The sequence below is a fragment of the Cupriavidus sp. 2KB_3 genome, assembly GCF_052115685.1.
Taxonomy (GTDB): Bacteria; Pseudomonadota; Gammaproteobacteria; order Burkholderiales; family Burkholderiaceae; genus Cupriavidus; species Cupriavidus campinensis.
Genome location: NZ_JBFRHD010000006.1, coordinates 127150 through 141560, shown reverse-complemented (window position 1 = coordinate 141560; position 14411 = coordinate 127150). Strand labels below are relative to the sequence as shown.

Below are 14411 nucleotides of genomic sequence, written 5' to 3'. Positions count from 1 at the left end.
CCATAAGCAGAGGTGATGTGCCGGCCTGCTCGGCTTCTGCCCTACGTTCAAGTTGACTCGCGCACGGACCGGGCCCTACTCATCTGGGAAGGATCGCACGATGCTGACAAGACTGAAGGCGGCGTTCCGTTATTTCAACAGCGTAGTCCCGTTTCGACTCGGCCCCGCCCTGATCGCCACGGTCGTGCTGGTCACCCTGCTGCTGTGGCCCGTGCCAGAGGGGCTCACGCCCAAGGCCTGGGGTCTGGTTGCTATCTTTCTGACAACCATCGTGGCGATCATCCTGAAGGTCATGCCCATCGGCGTGATGGCGATGATGGCCATCGTGGTGCTTTCGCTGTCGCAGGTGACCTCCACCTCGTCCAAGGGAGCCATCGCCGATGCGCTGACCGCCTTCGACAGTCCGCTGATCTGGTTGATCGTGGTGGCCATTCTGATCTCCCGCGGCGTGAAGAAGACCGGCCTGGGCACCCGTATCGGCCTGATGTTCATCTCCCTGATGGGGAAACGCACGATCGGCATCGGCTATGGGCTGGCCGCCTGCGAGCTGGTGCTGGCGCCGTTCACACCGAGTAATACCGCGCGCGGTGGCGGCATCGTGCACCCGATCATGAAGTCGATCGCCACGGCATTCGACTCGGACCCGGCCAAAGGCACCGAGGGCAAGGTCGGCACCTACCTGGCGCTGGTCAACTATCACGCCAACCCGATCTCCTCGGCCATGTTCGTGACCGCCACCGCCCCGAACCCACTGGTGGTGGACTACATCGCCAAGGCAACCAATCAGGCGCTGCATCTGAGCTGGATGAGCTGGGCGCTATGCATGTTGCTGCCCGGCCTGCTATGCATGCTGGTGATGCCGATGGTGATCTATGTCCTGTCGCCGCCGGAGCTCAAGGCCACACCCAATGCGGTGGAGTATGCGCACGCCGAAATGGCGAAGATGGGCCCGGTGTCGCCAAAGGAAAGGGTCATGATCTTCACCTTCGCGCTCCTGCTGCTGCTGTGGGCCAACATTCCGGCGATGGTGTTCGGCCCGGCGCTCACGCTGGACCCCACGGTGGTCGCCTTCGTCGGCTTGTTCGTGCTGATCATTACGGGCACCATCGATTGGGACGACGTGCTGTCCGAAAAAAGCGCCTGGGACACGCTGATATGGTTTGGCGCGCTGATCATGCTGGCCGAACAGCTGAACAAGCAGGGTGTGATCGGGTGGTTCTCAACCGGCATGAGCAACGCGATCGTGGCCAGCGGCATCGGTTGGGGCGGCACGGCCGCGATCCTGGTTGCAGCCTTCGTGTTCTCGCACTACCTGTTCGCCAGCACGACGGCCCATATCAGTGCGATGATGCTCGCCTTCCTGACGGTAGGCGTCCATCTGATACCGCCCGCGTATGTGGTGCCGTTCATGCTGCTGATGGCAGCTGGGTCGGCGATCATGATGACGCTGACCCACTATGCGACGGGCACCTCGCCAATCATCTTCGGCAGCGGCTTTGTCACGATGGGGAACTGGTGGCGCGTCGGGTTTGCGATGTGCGTGCTCGAACTGCTGATCTTCGCGGTGGTCGGCACCGTCTGGTGGAAGGTGCTGGGCTACTGGTGAACGCGTGTTTTCCGTGGGACGTGGCGTCCCAGGTGGCCGCCCACCCAGCGACGCGAGCGCCGGCACCGGCGCCGCCATGCGAACGGCCGTGAAGGGTGGAATTACTGAGGCGTCAGCTTGATCGAGGCGGCCATCTTCCTGAGCCTATCGGTCTCGTCGACGTAGAACTTCGCGGAGGCCTCAAGCGTCTGGGGCTTCATCGGCTGCACGCCGGAGAGCTCGAGCGCCTTGATCAGCTCGGGCGACCGCAGCGCCTGCTGCGAGGCGTCCGCCAATACGCGGGCACGCTCCACCGGGACACCGGCCTTGCTCATGACGCCCAGCCATATCGAATACACGAACTCGGTCTTGCGCGCGACGCTGGTTTCGGAGATGGCAGGCACGTCGGGCAGGGTTCGCATGCGCTGCGTGTCCAGCACCGCAACCGCCTTGATCTTGTGCGTCTCCAGCAACTGCGTGGAGGCACCGAGGTTTGGCAAGATCGTCATGTCAATCTGGCGACCGGTCAGGTCTGCCAGCATTGGGGTGGCGCCCTTGTACGGCACCTGCAGCATCTTGGCGCCGGTCAGCTGAGCCATGTATTCGGCGACGATGTGGTACATGGTCCCGTAGCCCGGATTGCCGAAGGTCAGGCTCTTGCTGCCTGCCGACTTGCCGGCCGCGATGATCTGTTCAAGCGAGTTGTACGGCAGGTCGCTGCGCGTCATCACGACGAGCGGGTGGTTCGAGACCGGCGCCAGCAGGGCCAGGTCCTCCGACCTGTACCTGGCGCTGGCAAGCGCCAGGGGCGTCAGGATAGCCTCGTTGGGCGAGCCCATGATCAGCGTGTAGCCGTCGGCCGGACGGCTCAGCAGCCGCTGCACTGCCAGCGCGCCGCCAGCGCCGGGCAGATTCTCGATGACCACTGGCTGGCCGAGTGCCTTGGCCATCGCCGGTTGCATGGCCCGCGCCAGAACATCAGCGGGTCCCCCCGGAGGGAATGCAACCAGCATCGATACTGGCTTGGTGGGAAACGCGTCGGCAGCGGACGCCGGTGCGCCGGTCAGCATCATCCCCAGGATGACGGCACTAAGCGCCATCCAGCGTTTGGCGGGGGGTAGTCCTTGGTCCTGCATGTCGTCCTCCACTGTAGACCTTCTCGCATCGATGCGAGAACGGTTGTTGGGGAGGATTGTTGGCTGGAAATTCTGTTCGAGGAACAGCAATCCTTACACAAGATCGTTGCCCTATGGGCAACGCACGCTACCCCTTGCCGCCGACAAAGATCCCTCTCGACTGCGCGCTGCCTGGGAGGGCTCCCGGCAGGGTCCGCTTCAGGGCTTTCTCGCAACTCCCAGGAGGCGAAGTACTGCGGAGATAATTTCCCTCGGCAAGCAAGGTTTCTCGAATACCGCATCGAACAATTCGGGATGCCGACGACCGATTTCGGATTGTGCGGCTGTCAGTAGAATCACGGGGATGTGTGCTTGGGCGGGATTGGCGCGAACTGCCTTTGCGAGTTCCAGCCCCGTCATGACTGGCATCATGAAATCAGTGATTATTACATCTGGCTTCACTTCGGCTATCAGGCGAAGGCCGGCTTCGCCGTCTGCGGCAGTCTTGACTTCCAGCCCCTCAGCAGCAAGCATGAACGCCAGCGCATCGGCATTCATGGTTTCGTCGTCGATGACAACTACGGTTGCCATGTTTCAGGAGCCAGTGGACGGTTGAGCACCGGTTGAAGCTACGCCAGTATCACGTTCTCCGGCGTCACCTGGCAGGATCAGCCGATTCGCAACCTGCAAGCCGCCAGGACCAATGATAACGTCGTGGAAGGCTGTGTCAAAAGCGCTGTCCCGCATCTTGACGATGCCAATGAACCTGCGGAGTTCACCGCGCAAGCCAGCCTGTCGGAGCAGCACAAGGTTGTCCATCAGGCTGGTGTATTCGGGTAGCGGATCCGTACCGGCAAGACCGTTGAGGTCGCGCATTTCGAGTGTTGCGATGGTCGATACGTTCAAGGCGCGCAGTTCGTTGGCAAGGGCGGTGTAGAACTCGATCAGCCTTGCAGGATACACCGCGGCACGTTGGAATCCTGTAATGCCGTCAATGAACAACCGATGCACGCGACGCCGACGCGCCGTATCCAAAAGCTGATGCCCGAGCGAATCGAGCAGGTTCTCCGTCAGCGGGTTCCAGAGAATGATGAGCGCACCTGAACGCTCAAGGGCGTCCACATCGATACCAAGTGCCCGGCCCTTGGCCTTCAATCGTTGCGGCGATTCATAGAAGCCAAAGAAAAGAGCAGGCTTCTCCGGCGTTGCGAGACTCAGGAAGTTGAGCCCGAAAGTCGTCTTGCCGCTGCCGGCCGGTCCCATCAGCAGCGTGACTGAAGCTGGGGGAAGGCCGCCACCAAGCAGCTGCTCCAACCCATGCACGCCAGTCTCCATGCGCTCCTGCTCGAGCCATTCTTCGGTCGAGGGTGTTCCGAGGAGTGCTTCCAGGCGCGGGTACACGTCGATGCCGGATTGGGAGATTCTGTATTGGTGCAATCCCCCAAGTGCCGGGCTACCGCGCGACTTTGAGATGCGCAACTGGCGCACAGTGCGGATACCAACCAGTTCTTCCTTGAGCTGGATGACGCCGTCAACCATGGTGTGCTCGGGGCTGCCGTCCTCGACGTGGGCACTGGTCAGAAACAGGACCGTGCAGCCGGTAAACGCGGCATGGCTTTGCAGTTCTGCCACGAAGGTCTTCACGTCCAGCGCTGATTGTGCCTTGTCCTTTGCAATCAGCAGGCCGTCCAGGATCAAGGTCGTGCAACGATGGCGCGCGAGTTCGCTGCGCAGCGCATTGACGAGCGTAGCCAGCCCATCATCCCGGAGCACATTAAACAGACTGATGTAGAACATCTCGCGACCGACAACGTCCGCATTGTAGAAATCGAAGGTCGACAAGGCCTGAAACAGTCGGTCATGAGACTCGGCCAGTAGCGTGACGTACAACACCCGCTCACCGTTTGCCACCTGGTTGAACGCAATCTGATTGGCCAGGATAGTCTTACCGGCGCCGGGACTCCCCTGGACAATGTAGGCAGCTCCTTGCACCAGGCCGCCACAAAGGATCGTGTCCAGCCCGGGGACGCCGCTTTGCATGCGAACAAGTTGTTTTGTCATAACTGAATCAATAGCAGGTCGGCGATGCGAACAGGAGCGCACATACGCATACCGCAAAGGGAGTCTGCGCACTTCGGATCACATGAATTTTAGACGATTTCCCTTCCGACGTGGATCGACACGAACCCCGATCGCCGGGTGTGTCGGTCGGTCTATGACATGACCGGCCGCCCCGGGGACGGAAACGCCAGGTGCTGGCAGTGTCAAGGCGTGTGGCTGAGAAGTTGCCACGATTGGAATCCGTGGCAAACCCGGCCCTATCGGCTTGAGCGAAGGAGAAGTGCGCAGAGGGTCAGCGGATTTTGCATACGCTGGGAAACAACTTCACAGACATTGTTTCCACCTCACGGCAACCGGGCCGGCAAGCGGCCCGGCGTACCCTTACAGGAACTTGAACAGGTTCATCCCCTGGATCTGCATGAACGACTGCTGCGCGCCTTGCAGCGCGGTCTGGCGTTGGTAGAACTCGCTGATGGCTGCCGCGTAGTCCAGGTCCTGCAGGCCCGACAGCGTTTGCGCGTTCGAGAGCGCGCGGTTCTCGCCGATGGTGTCCAGCGCGTCGATTTCATTCAGGCGCGAGCCCACCGACGAGCGTACCGTCAGCACGTTGTCCAGCGAGTTGCTGAACTGGCGGATGCCCGTGGCGATCACGTTCTGCAGGTTGGCGTTAGCCGCTTCCTGGTTCATGCCGGTGTTGATCGGGGCCTTCAGCGCGTCGATCACGGCCTTCAGGTTCGCGAATACGTCCGCGCCGGCCTGCTGCGCGGGCTTGGCGGTCATGGTGTCGCCGTCTGCCGGGGCGCCCTTCACCGAGAACGACACGCCAGCCACATTGATGGCCACGCCTTCCGCGTAGTCCGTCGGGGTGCCCACGGCGGTACCGGTGGTGGTGTCCATGATGCTGTACTGCATCCTGCCCGTGCCGGCATTGGTCTGGAACGTCAGCGTCAGCGAGTGGCCGTACAGCGGGTCGGTCGGGTCCGTGACCGAGATCGCGCTGTAGGTGCCCGTGCCGGTATTGGCCGAGTTGCCCTTGAGCACGTAGCCGGCGTTGCCGGTCACGCTCAGGAACACTTCCGAACCGTTGTTGCCCGCTTCCATCTGGCGCGCGGCATCCACCTGCAGCAGCTGGTGGCCGGTGTCGCCCTGGTACAGCGCACCGCCCGCCGCGTTGAGCGAGAACGGCACGGTGCCGGACTGCAGACCGGCGAAGATGTAGTTGCCGTTGCCGTCGTCGGCGTTGGCCAGGCCCATCAGCTGGTCGAACTGGCCTTGCAGCGCGGTGGCCAGCGACGCGCGGTCATTGTCGCTCAGCGTGCCGTTACCGGCGTTCACCAGCATGGTCTGGATGTTCTGGATCGTCGTGGTGACGGTGGCCAGCGTGTTGTCTTCCAGGCCGAGGGAGGCCGTGGCCTGCCTGCGCGACGTGGTGTACTGGGTATTCACTGCACCGGACTGCGACACACCCAGCGCGCGCGTGGCGGCCACGGGGTCGTCGGACGGCGTCAGGATGCGGCGGCCGGTGCCGAGCTGCTGCTGCACGTGCAGCAGGGCCGATTGCTGGCCGTTCATCGAGGCCAGGCCCTGGTGGTACAGGGTAGAGGTAGCGACGCGCATGGCGAGATTCCTTCGTATCCGTTGAGATCGTTGGCGGCCGCGATTACGCGCCGATGCCGATGAGGGTGTCGAACAGCGTGCTGGCCGTCTGGATCACGCGCGCGTTGGCCTGGTACAGCTGCTGGAACTTGAGCATGTTCACGGTTTCCTCGTCCATGTTCACGCCCGACACCGACTGCTGGGCCACATAGATCTGGTTGGTGATGCTGTCCTGCGAGGTCGAGGCGATGGTCGCGGACTTCGTCGCGCTGCCCACGTCGTTAACCAGCTGCGCGTAGGCGTCGTTGAAGCTCGACGTGCCATTGATCGTCTTGGCGGTCTGCAGCTTGGCGAGCGCCAGCGCGTTGCCGTTGTCGGCCACGGCGCCGGAGTTGTTGGCCAGCGTGAAGGTGTCGCCGTTCTTCGGCGCGCCGTCGAACGTGAAGGTCATGCCGTTGAAGGTCACATCGGTGCCCGTGCCGTTGGGCGCGGTGCTGGTCGGGGTGACTACCGCGCCGGTGGAGTCGGTGAAGGTGTAGGCACCCGCCACGCTGTCGTACGTGGCCGTGATCGGTGCGTTGGCCAGCAGCGCAAAGCCCTGCGCGACGTTGGTGAGCTTGGCGGTGCCCGTGCCGGTGTTGTTCTTGTTGACGTCGGCGCGTGCCGGGGAGGCGGCGGCTACCTTGGCCGGATCGGTGATCAGCGTGCCGAAGCTGGCGGCGGCGTTGCGCGTCGGCTGGATCTGGAACGAGTCGTTGGCGTTCATTGGCGCGCTGAGGCTGATCGAGACACCATCGACGACCATCGGCGTGGCGGCGGTCGGGGCGCCCGGCTGCGAGGCCACCACTTTGTTGTCCGACAGGCGCGTCAGCGTGTAGTTTGTGCCATCGAACTTCAGCGCGTAGTCGCTGGTCGTCAGGTTGCCGGCGTTCGTGATGGTGGCCGAAGCGATCGCCGCCGAGGTGTTGTTCTTGTTGGCGTAGACCACCGGCGAGCCCAGCGAGAACATGTCCGTGCCGATGGCGCCGTTCAGGTCCATGCCCAGCTTGTGCTGGTTGTTGAAGGTCTGGCCGATGGCCAGCGAGAGGCGGCCGATGGCGTTCTGCGCCGGCTCCAGGGAGTCCGAGCGGAACTTCAGGATGCCACCGAGCGAGCCGCCCGTCACCGAACCCTCGGGGGCTTCGATAATGTTTCCGCTCAGCAGCGTGTAGCCCACCGTCATGCGGCCGGGGTCGGCAGCCGACGGCTGCGCCACCATGTCGTACGAATCGCTACCCATGACCAGCGGTTGGCCATTGCCGACGAACACGTTGTACGTGCCGCCATCCTGCACCACCACCTTGGCGCCGACCAGTTCGGTCAGCATGGCCACGGCCTGGTCGCGCTGGTCGAGCAGGTCGTTCGGCGGCTGGCCACCGCCGGCGGCGGTCATGCGCGTGATTTCCTTGTTCAGGTTCGCGATCTGCTTGGTGTAGTCGTTGACCTGGGTCACCGTCGACTTGATCTGCGTGTTCAGGCCGTCCTGCAGCTGCTTGAAGTAGTCGCTCGAAGACTTGATCTGGCCAGCCAGCGCCTGGGAAGCCGAGAGCAGGCTCTGGCGCGCGGCGGGGTCCGCCGGCGTGTCCGAGACGGCCTGCACGGCGGCGAAGAACTTCTGCATCAGCGGCGAGAGACCGCCCTTCTGGTCGGCCAGCAGGTTGTCGATCTGCGAGAGCTGGTCCGCGTACGTCGCCAGCTGGGCGCTGGCCGACGTGGCGCCACGCAGCTGCCCGGTCAGGAAGCTGTCGTACACGCGCTGCACGGTAATGGTGTTGGAGCCCTGGCCGTAGAAGCCCGAGCTGGTGTACTGGCCGCCCGCCGACGCGATGATCGTGTTCTGGCGCGTATAGCCCGCGGTGGCCGCGTTGCTGAAGTTGTGGCCAGTCGTCGTCAGCGCGTTCTGCGCCACGTTCAGGCCCGAAAGACCGATATTAAAGAGAGACATGTGTCTGACCCCGGATCTGTTGGTAGCCTTCGGCGTGCGGCCGGCGGCGGTGGATGAGCAAGTTAACGGCGCGAACCACGCGGGACTTTAGCGTCTCATCGGAGGTTTCCGCGAATGGCCCGGCGCGCATGTTGTGAGCGATCACTTGCGTAAAAACGTAGTCTGGAAGCGCCAATAGCGCGGCCGAGAGCGGGCCGCGCGAGGCGTGAAACGGGGCATTGGGCGGCGTTTGCAAGGCCATGCCGCCCACCCGTCAGGTCGAAACCTTCTTCATGATCCGGACCAGCTTCTCGCCGTAGGCCGGATCGGTGGCATAGCCGGCGCGTTGCAGGCCGTGCGCAGCTTCCTCCGCGCTGTTGGCGGCGACCACGCCCGCGTAGCGCGAGTTGGTGGTCAGCAACCGCGCGTAGTCAGCGCACGCTTCGTCGTAGGAGCCGTAGGCACGGAAGCGGGCCCGCACCTTCTGCGGCTGGCCATCGACATATTCCGTGGTCAGCACTTCGGCGGTCGGCCCCTTCCAGTTCGCGCCGGCCTTGATGCCGAACACGTTGAAGGTGGTGGAGCCGTCCGGGTTGGTGATCTCGCGGCGACCCCAGCCCGATTCCAGCGCGGCCTGGCCGACAATCAGCTTGGCCGGCACGCCCGAGGCGCGCGAGGCGGCCATGGCCGGCCCGGCCAGCCGGTTGACGAAGCTGCTGATGTGTTCGGGGGAGTCGTCCGGCAGCTGGCCCAGTTGCGACTGGCCGTTCTGCTGCCAGTCCGCCTGGCCCTGGTATTGGCGCACGCCCGCGGTGGGGTTCCACGCGTTGCCGGGCAGTACGGTGCCGATCGGCGGCGGGCCGTCGGCGTCGGTGGCGCCCCGGCTATCGAGCAGAGCCGCCATCTGGGCATCCTGCTGGCGGCCGCCCACCCCGGGCGCGGCCATGGTGTCCGGCAGCTGCGTGCCCGTGGCCCGCGCCAGCTGGCGGATCATCACATCGGCCAGGCCAATGCCGCGCGAGGACAGCTGCTGCGAGAGCTGCTGGTCCATCATCGACATGTAGAGCTTGGTCTGCTCGTTGTCGAACAGGCCGTCCTGCGGCGTGGCGTCGCGCATGCTCTTGAGCACCATCTGCGTGAAGACAGCCTCGAACTGCTTGGCGGCTGCCTGCAGGGTGTTCTGGTTGTTGCCGGCGCGAGCCTGGTTCTTGAGCGCCTCGAAGCCCTGCGTATCGAGCGCGAAGCGCTGCGAGACGTCGGTCTGCGAGGAAAGCGTGGCGCCCGACATCAGATGATCTCCAGTTCCGCGCGCAGTGCCCCCGCGGCCCGCATGGCCTCCAGGATGGTCTGCAGGTCGGCCGGCGTGGCGCCCAGCGCGTTCAGGCCCTTGACCACCGCGGCCAGCGAGGCGCCCGCCTTGACGATCTGGAGCGAGCCGCCGCCCTGCTTGAGGTCGATCTGCGACACCGGCGCCACCACGGTCTGCCCGTTGCTGAACGGGGCCGGCTGGCTGATCACCGGTTGCGTGTTGATCACCACCGACAGGTTGCCGTGCGCCACGGCACAGTCTTCCACGGTAACCGCCTGGTTCATCACGATGGAACCGGTACGGGCGTTCAGGATGACCTTGGCAGCGGCCTTGGCCGGGGTGACGTCGAGGTTCTCGATCCGGGCAAGGAAGCCCACGCGTGCCGTCGGCGCCTGCGGGGCGCGCACCTGGACCACGCGGCCATCCATGGCGGCGGCAGTGCCGGGGCCCAGGTTGCGGTTGATGGCGTCGACCACGCGCTCGGCGGTGCCGAAATCCGTATCCTTGAGTTCCAGGTTCATGTAGCCGCCTTCGGGCTGGAAGGCCGCGACGGCACGTTCCACCACGGCGCCGTTGGCGATGCGCCCTACGGCCAGCTGGTTGATCTGGACCTTGCTGCCGTTGGCCGCCGCACCCGCGCCGCCCACCAGCATGTTGCCCTGCGCGATGGCGTAGACCTGGCCGTCGGCGCCCTTGAGCGGCGTCATCAGCAGCGTGCCGCCGCGCAGGCTCTTGGCGTTACCCATCGACGAGACCACCACGTCCAGCTGGCTGCCCGGCTGCGCGTACGGCGGCAGCGTGGCGGTCACCATCACGGCAGCCACGTTCTTCAGCTGCATGTTCTTGCCGGCGGGCAGCGTCACGCCGAGCTGCGAGAGCATGTTTGTAATGCTCTGCGTGGTGAACGGCGTCTGCATGGTCTGGTCGCCGGTGTTGTCCAGCCCCACGACCAGGCCATAGCCGATCAGCGGATTGTCACGCACGCCCTGGAACGTGACGAGGTTCTTCAGGCGTTCCGCATGCGCCGTGCCGGCGCCCGCCAGTCCGAAGACCAGCGCGAGCGCGAGCAACAGGCGAGGAAGAGAGACCGCGCGACCCCAGCGGGTAGAAAGGCCGGGCGGGGTGCCCAATAGCGAGCCTGGCTTGTGGAAAGGCATCGGAGGCAGAAACATGGCGGGATCAGAACGGTAAGACATTGAGGAAGAAGCGCTGCAGCCAGCCCATGTTCTGCACTTCGTCGATGTATCCCTTGGCGGTGTACTCGATCCGTGCATCCGCCACCTGGGTGGACGGCACTGCGTTGTCGCCGGTGATCGTGCGCGGATTGACCACGCCGGAGAAACGGATGAACTCCGCCCCCTGGTTGATGGCCATCTGCTTTTCTCCGGACACAACCAGGTTGCCGTTGGCCAGCACTTCCAGCACCGTGACGGTGATGGTGCCGTTGAAGGTGTTGGCGGCGGTGGCGCCGCCGCTGGCCTTCAGGGCATTGCTGCCGTTGACGTCGGCATTCGACCTGGCGCTGAACAGCCCCGCCAGCGCACGCGGCACCGCGTCGAACGACAGCGTGGTGCTGCCCGTGCGGCTGGCATTGGTCCCGGAGTTCTTGCTGGCGTTGACGTTCTCGCTGATCACGATGGTCAGGATGTCGCCAACGTTACGTGGCCGCCGGTCCTCGAACAGCGGATTGCCCGCGTAGGACGAGGCAAAGATGGAACCCGTGGGCGCGCCCACGGCGCGCGGCTCGGCGCGTGCCGTGGTGGGCGTCTGCACGAGGGGCTCCTTCGGCATCAGCGCGCAGCCGCCGCTCGCCAGCACGGCCAGGCCGGCAAAGGCGTACAGGGCAAACACACCGAGGCGATGCAGCTTGGCGGCCATGGTCACTCCCATCATCCCATCTGGGTCAGGCGTTGCAACATCTGGTCGGACGTCTGCACTGCCTTGCTGTTGATTTCGTACGCGCGCTGGGTCTGGATCATGCTGACCAGTTCCTCGACCACGTTCACGTTCGACGCTTCAACGTAGTTGTTCTGCAGCGTGCCCGCGCCGTTCAGGCCCGGCACGGTGGTGTTCGGCGCGCCCGAGGCATCGGTCTGCGCGTAGAGGTTCTCGCCCAGGCTTTCCAGGCCGGCCGGGTTCGGGAACGTGGCGAGCTGGATCTGGCCGACCGTGGCGGCGTTGGTCTGGCCCGGCTGCATCACCGTGACAGTACCGTCGCGGGCCACGTTCACCGAGGTGTAGTTGGCCGGCAGCGTGATGGCCGGGTTCAGCACGAAGCCGCTCGACGTCACCAGCTGGCCGTTCGGGTCCACCTGGAACGAGCCGTCACGCGTGTAGGTGGTGGTGCCGTCCGGCATCGTCACCTGGAAGAAGCCCTGGCCGATGATGGCCACGTCGCGCGAGTTGCCGGTCTGCGTGGGGTTGCCCTGCGTGTGGATACGTTCCGTGGCCACCGGGCGCACGCCGGTACCCAGCTGCATGCCCGAGGGCAGCACGGTCTGGTCCGACGACAGCGCGCCCGGCTGGCGGATGGTCTGGTACATCAGTTCCTCGAACACGGCGCGGCTGCGCTTGAAGCCCGTGGTGGACACGTTGGCCAGGTTGTTCGAGATCACGTCCATCTGCGTCTGCTGCGCATCGAGGCCGGTCTTGGCAATCCAGAGTGAGCGGATCATGGTTTTCCTTCGAGTTCTGTGTCAGCGCTGCGCGCTTCAGTTGTTGGACAGCAGCGCGTTGGCCCGCTGGTCGTTGCTATCGGCGCCGGTAATCATCTTCATCTGCATCTCGAAGCGGCGCGCGTTGGCGATCATGTCGACCATCGCCTCCACCGGATTCACGTTGCTGCCCTCCAGCGCGCCGGAGATCACGCGCACCGTGGGGTCCTGCTCCAGCGCGTTCACGCCGGGACGCAGGCGGAAGTAGCCGTCGTCACCGCGCGCCAGCCCTTCGGGCGGCGGCGATACCACGCGCAGCTTGCCGACCTGGGCCAGGCCGTTGGCGGCCTCGCCCGGGCCGCGTGCCACCACACTGCCATCGGTGCCGATGGACACCGTGGCGCCCGGCGGCACCGCAATCGCGCCGCCATCGCCCAGCACCGGCCGGCCGGCCGAGGTCTGGAGCTGGCCGTCGGCCGAGATTTGCAGCGCGCCGGCACGGGTGTACGCCTCCGAGCCGTCGGGCATCTGCACCGCCAGCCAGCCGTTGCCCTGCAGGGCGACGTCGAGGTCGCGGCCCGTGTACGTCAGCGGGCCGGCCTTCATGTCGGCACCCGGCGTGGAGGCCAGCGTGAAGGCGCGGGTCTGCGTCTCCTGCCCCACTACAGGCACGGCGCGATACAGGTTGATCTGCGCGCGGAACGCCGGCGTGGAGGCATTGGCCAGGTTGTTCGATACCGCGGCCTGCTGGTCGAGTATCTGCTTGGCGCCCGAGAGGGCGGTGTAAATCATGCGGTCCATGTCGGCGTTCCGGCGAAGAGATCGGCGTGTATCAGATGTTCACCAGGGTCTGCAGGACGGTGTCCTGCGCCTTGATGGTCTGCGCGTTGGCCTGATAGTTACGCTGCGCGACGATCAGGTTGACCAGCTGGCCGGACAGGTCCACGTTGGACTCTTCCACGGCGTTCGACTTCAGCGTGCCCATGGCGCCGCCGGCCGTGCCGAGCAGTTCCTGGCCCGAGGCACCGGTGGAGGACCACACGTTGTCACCTTCCGGCTTCAGGCCTTCCACGTTGCCGAACGTCGCCATGGCGATCTGGCCCAGCGACAGCGTCTTCTCATTCGAGTACGAACCGAGGATCGTGCCGTCTTCCTGCACCGAGAAGCCCAGCAGCGCGCCCGAGGCGTAGCCATCCTGCACGATCTTCTTCGGATCGTTGTCCGAGCCGAACTGCGTGGAGCCGGTCAGGTTCAGGTTGGCGGTCAGTGCAGCGGCGCCGTTGGCGGCCGGCAGCGCGAGGGTCGGGTTCGCCGGCGTGGTCGACTGCATCACGCCGTTGCTGTCAAACGCCATCGAGACCGGCATGCCGGCCAGCGTGTTGCCTGCGGAATCGGTCAGGTACATGTTCCAGTTGGTGCCGCCCGGCACGGTCGGCGCGGCGGCCGACTTGGCGAAGTACGCGGTGACCTGCTGCTTGTTGCCCAGCGAGTCATAGACGCTGATCGCCGTGCTGTAGTTGAACATGTCCGATGTCGGCAGCGCGCCCGGGGCGCTGGCGAAGGCGGTGGCCGGCACGGTGCTGCGCGAGTCGAGCTGGAATTGCGCCGTCACGGTCTGCGTGGCGCGCGGGGGCATCTGGGCGTTGCTGATGGTGATCGGCTGCGGCGCCACGCCACCGGCGGTGGTGCCGGCCGGGTAGCCGGTGACCTGCAGGCCCGTGGCGTTGACCAGGCGGCCGTCGTCCAGGCGTTGCATCTGGCCATTGCGCGAGTAGAACACCGAACCATCGGTGTTGGTCAGGCGGAAGAAGCCGTTGCCGTTGCTGATGGCCACGTCCAGGTTACGGCCGGACGAGGCGATATTGCCGTTGGTGAACGACTGCACCACGGCGTTCACGCGCGTGCCCAGGCCGATCTTCGAACCGGCGTACACGTCCGCGAACTGCGCAGTGGATTGCTTGAAGCCAACCGTGTTGGCGTTGGCGATGTTGTTGCCAATCACGTCCAGGTTGGACGCGGCGGCATTCAGGCCGCTTACCCCTTGACCAAAACCCATGATTTTCCCCTAATAAGGCTGTCGTTCGTGAATTGCCCGCGCGTATGCCGGACCGGGTGATACGTAAAAGTG

General features: G+C 64.8%; 12 protein-coding genes. 1 reads left to right on the top strand and 11 read right to left on the bottom strand.

The window, feature by feature from the left end; all coding sequences use genetic code 11:
* The first annotated feature begins 100 nt into the window (after window positions 1–100).
* A complete protein-coding gene (locus AB4120_RS08120; protein ID WP_149138711.1) occupies window positions 101–1606 on the top strand; it encodes a DASS family sodium-coupled anion symporter in 1506 nt (501 codons plus the stop codon).
* Window positions 1607–1707: 101 nt separating this feature from the next.
* On the opposite strand, the gene AB4120_RS08115 is transcribed toward AB4120_RS08120, so the two are convergent.
* The 11 genes from AB4120_RS08115 to flgE form a co-directional block, all read right to left on the bottom strand.
* Window positions 1708–2811: a tripartite tricarboxylate transporter substrate binding protein gene (locus tag AB4120_RS08115; RefSeq protein WP_441642129.1), complete on the bottom strand. Its 1104-nt coding sequence runs from the start codon at window positions 2809–2811 to the stop codon at window positions 1708–1710.
* Window positions 2812–2919: 108 nt separating this feature from the next.
* Window positions 2920–3291, bottom strand: coding sequence for a response regulator (locus AB4120_RS08110; RefSeq protein ID WP_149138709.1), 372 nt, complete (start codon window positions 3289–3291; stop codon window positions 2920–2922).
* 3 nt (window positions 3292–3294) lie between these two features.
* Window positions 3295–4761 carry an ATPase domain-containing protein gene (locus AB4120_RS08105; RefSeq protein ID WP_149138708.1) on the bottom strand — a complete coding sequence of 489 codons (1467 nt, stop codon included), beginning with the start codon at window positions 4759–4761 and terminating at the stop codon, window positions 3295–3297.
* A 381-nt stretch (window positions 4762–5142) separates the two neighbouring features.
* Entirely contained in the window at window positions 5143–6378 is a 1236-nt protein-coding gene (gene flgL, locus AB4120_RS08100) for a flagellar hook-associated protein FlgL (protein ID WP_149138707.1), read from the bottom strand.
* Window positions 6379–6421: 43 nt separating this feature from the next.
* Entirely contained in the window at window positions 6422–8341 is a 1920-nt protein-coding gene (gene flgK / locus AB4120_RS08095) for a flagellar hook-associated protein FlgK (protein WP_149138706.1), read from the bottom strand.
* 253 nt (window positions 8342–8594) lie between these two features.
* Window positions 8595–9608 (bottom strand): flagellar assembly peptidoglycan hydrolase FlgJ, encoded by a 1014-nt coding sequence (gene flgJ, locus AB4120_RS08090; RefSeq protein ID WP_149138705.1) that lies wholly within the window; start codon window positions 9606–9608, stop codon window positions 8595–8597.
* Window positions 9608–10801, bottom strand: a complete 1194-nt coding sequence (locus AB4120_RS08085; protein WP_144199937.1) for a flagellar basal body P-ring protein FlgI — start codon at window positions 10799–10801, stop codon at window positions 9608–9610. The genes flgJ and AB4120_RS08085 overlap by 1 nt, the downstream gene beginning before the upstream one ends.
* Before the next feature lie 7 nt (window positions 10802–10808).
* Window positions 10809–11507, bottom strand: coding sequence for a flagellar basal body L-ring protein FlgH (gene flgH, locus AB4120_RS08080; RefSeq protein ID WP_244844726.1), 699 nt, complete (start codon window positions 11505–11507; stop codon window positions 10809–10811).
* Window positions 11508–11518: 11 nt separating this feature from the next.
* Entirely contained in the window at window positions 11519–12304 is a 786-nt protein-coding gene (gene flgG, locus AB4120_RS08075) for a flagellar basal-body rod protein FlgG (RefSeq protein WP_144199935.1), read from the bottom strand.
* Window positions 12305–12340: 36 nt separating this feature from the next.
* Window positions 12341–13084: a flagellar basal-body rod protein FlgF gene (flgF, locus tag AB4120_RS08070; RefSeq protein WP_149138704.1), complete on the bottom strand. Its 744-nt coding sequence runs from the start codon at window positions 13082–13084 to the stop codon at window positions 12341–12343.
* Window positions 13085–13115: 31 nt separating this feature from the next.
* Window positions 13116–14339 carry a flagellar hook protein FlgE gene (gene flgE, locus AB4120_RS08065; protein WP_149138703.1) on the bottom strand — a complete coding sequence of 408 codons (1224 nt, stop codon included), beginning with the start codon at window positions 14337–14339 and terminating at the stop codon, window positions 13116–13118.
* Window positions 14340–14411: the final 72 nt, after the last annotated feature.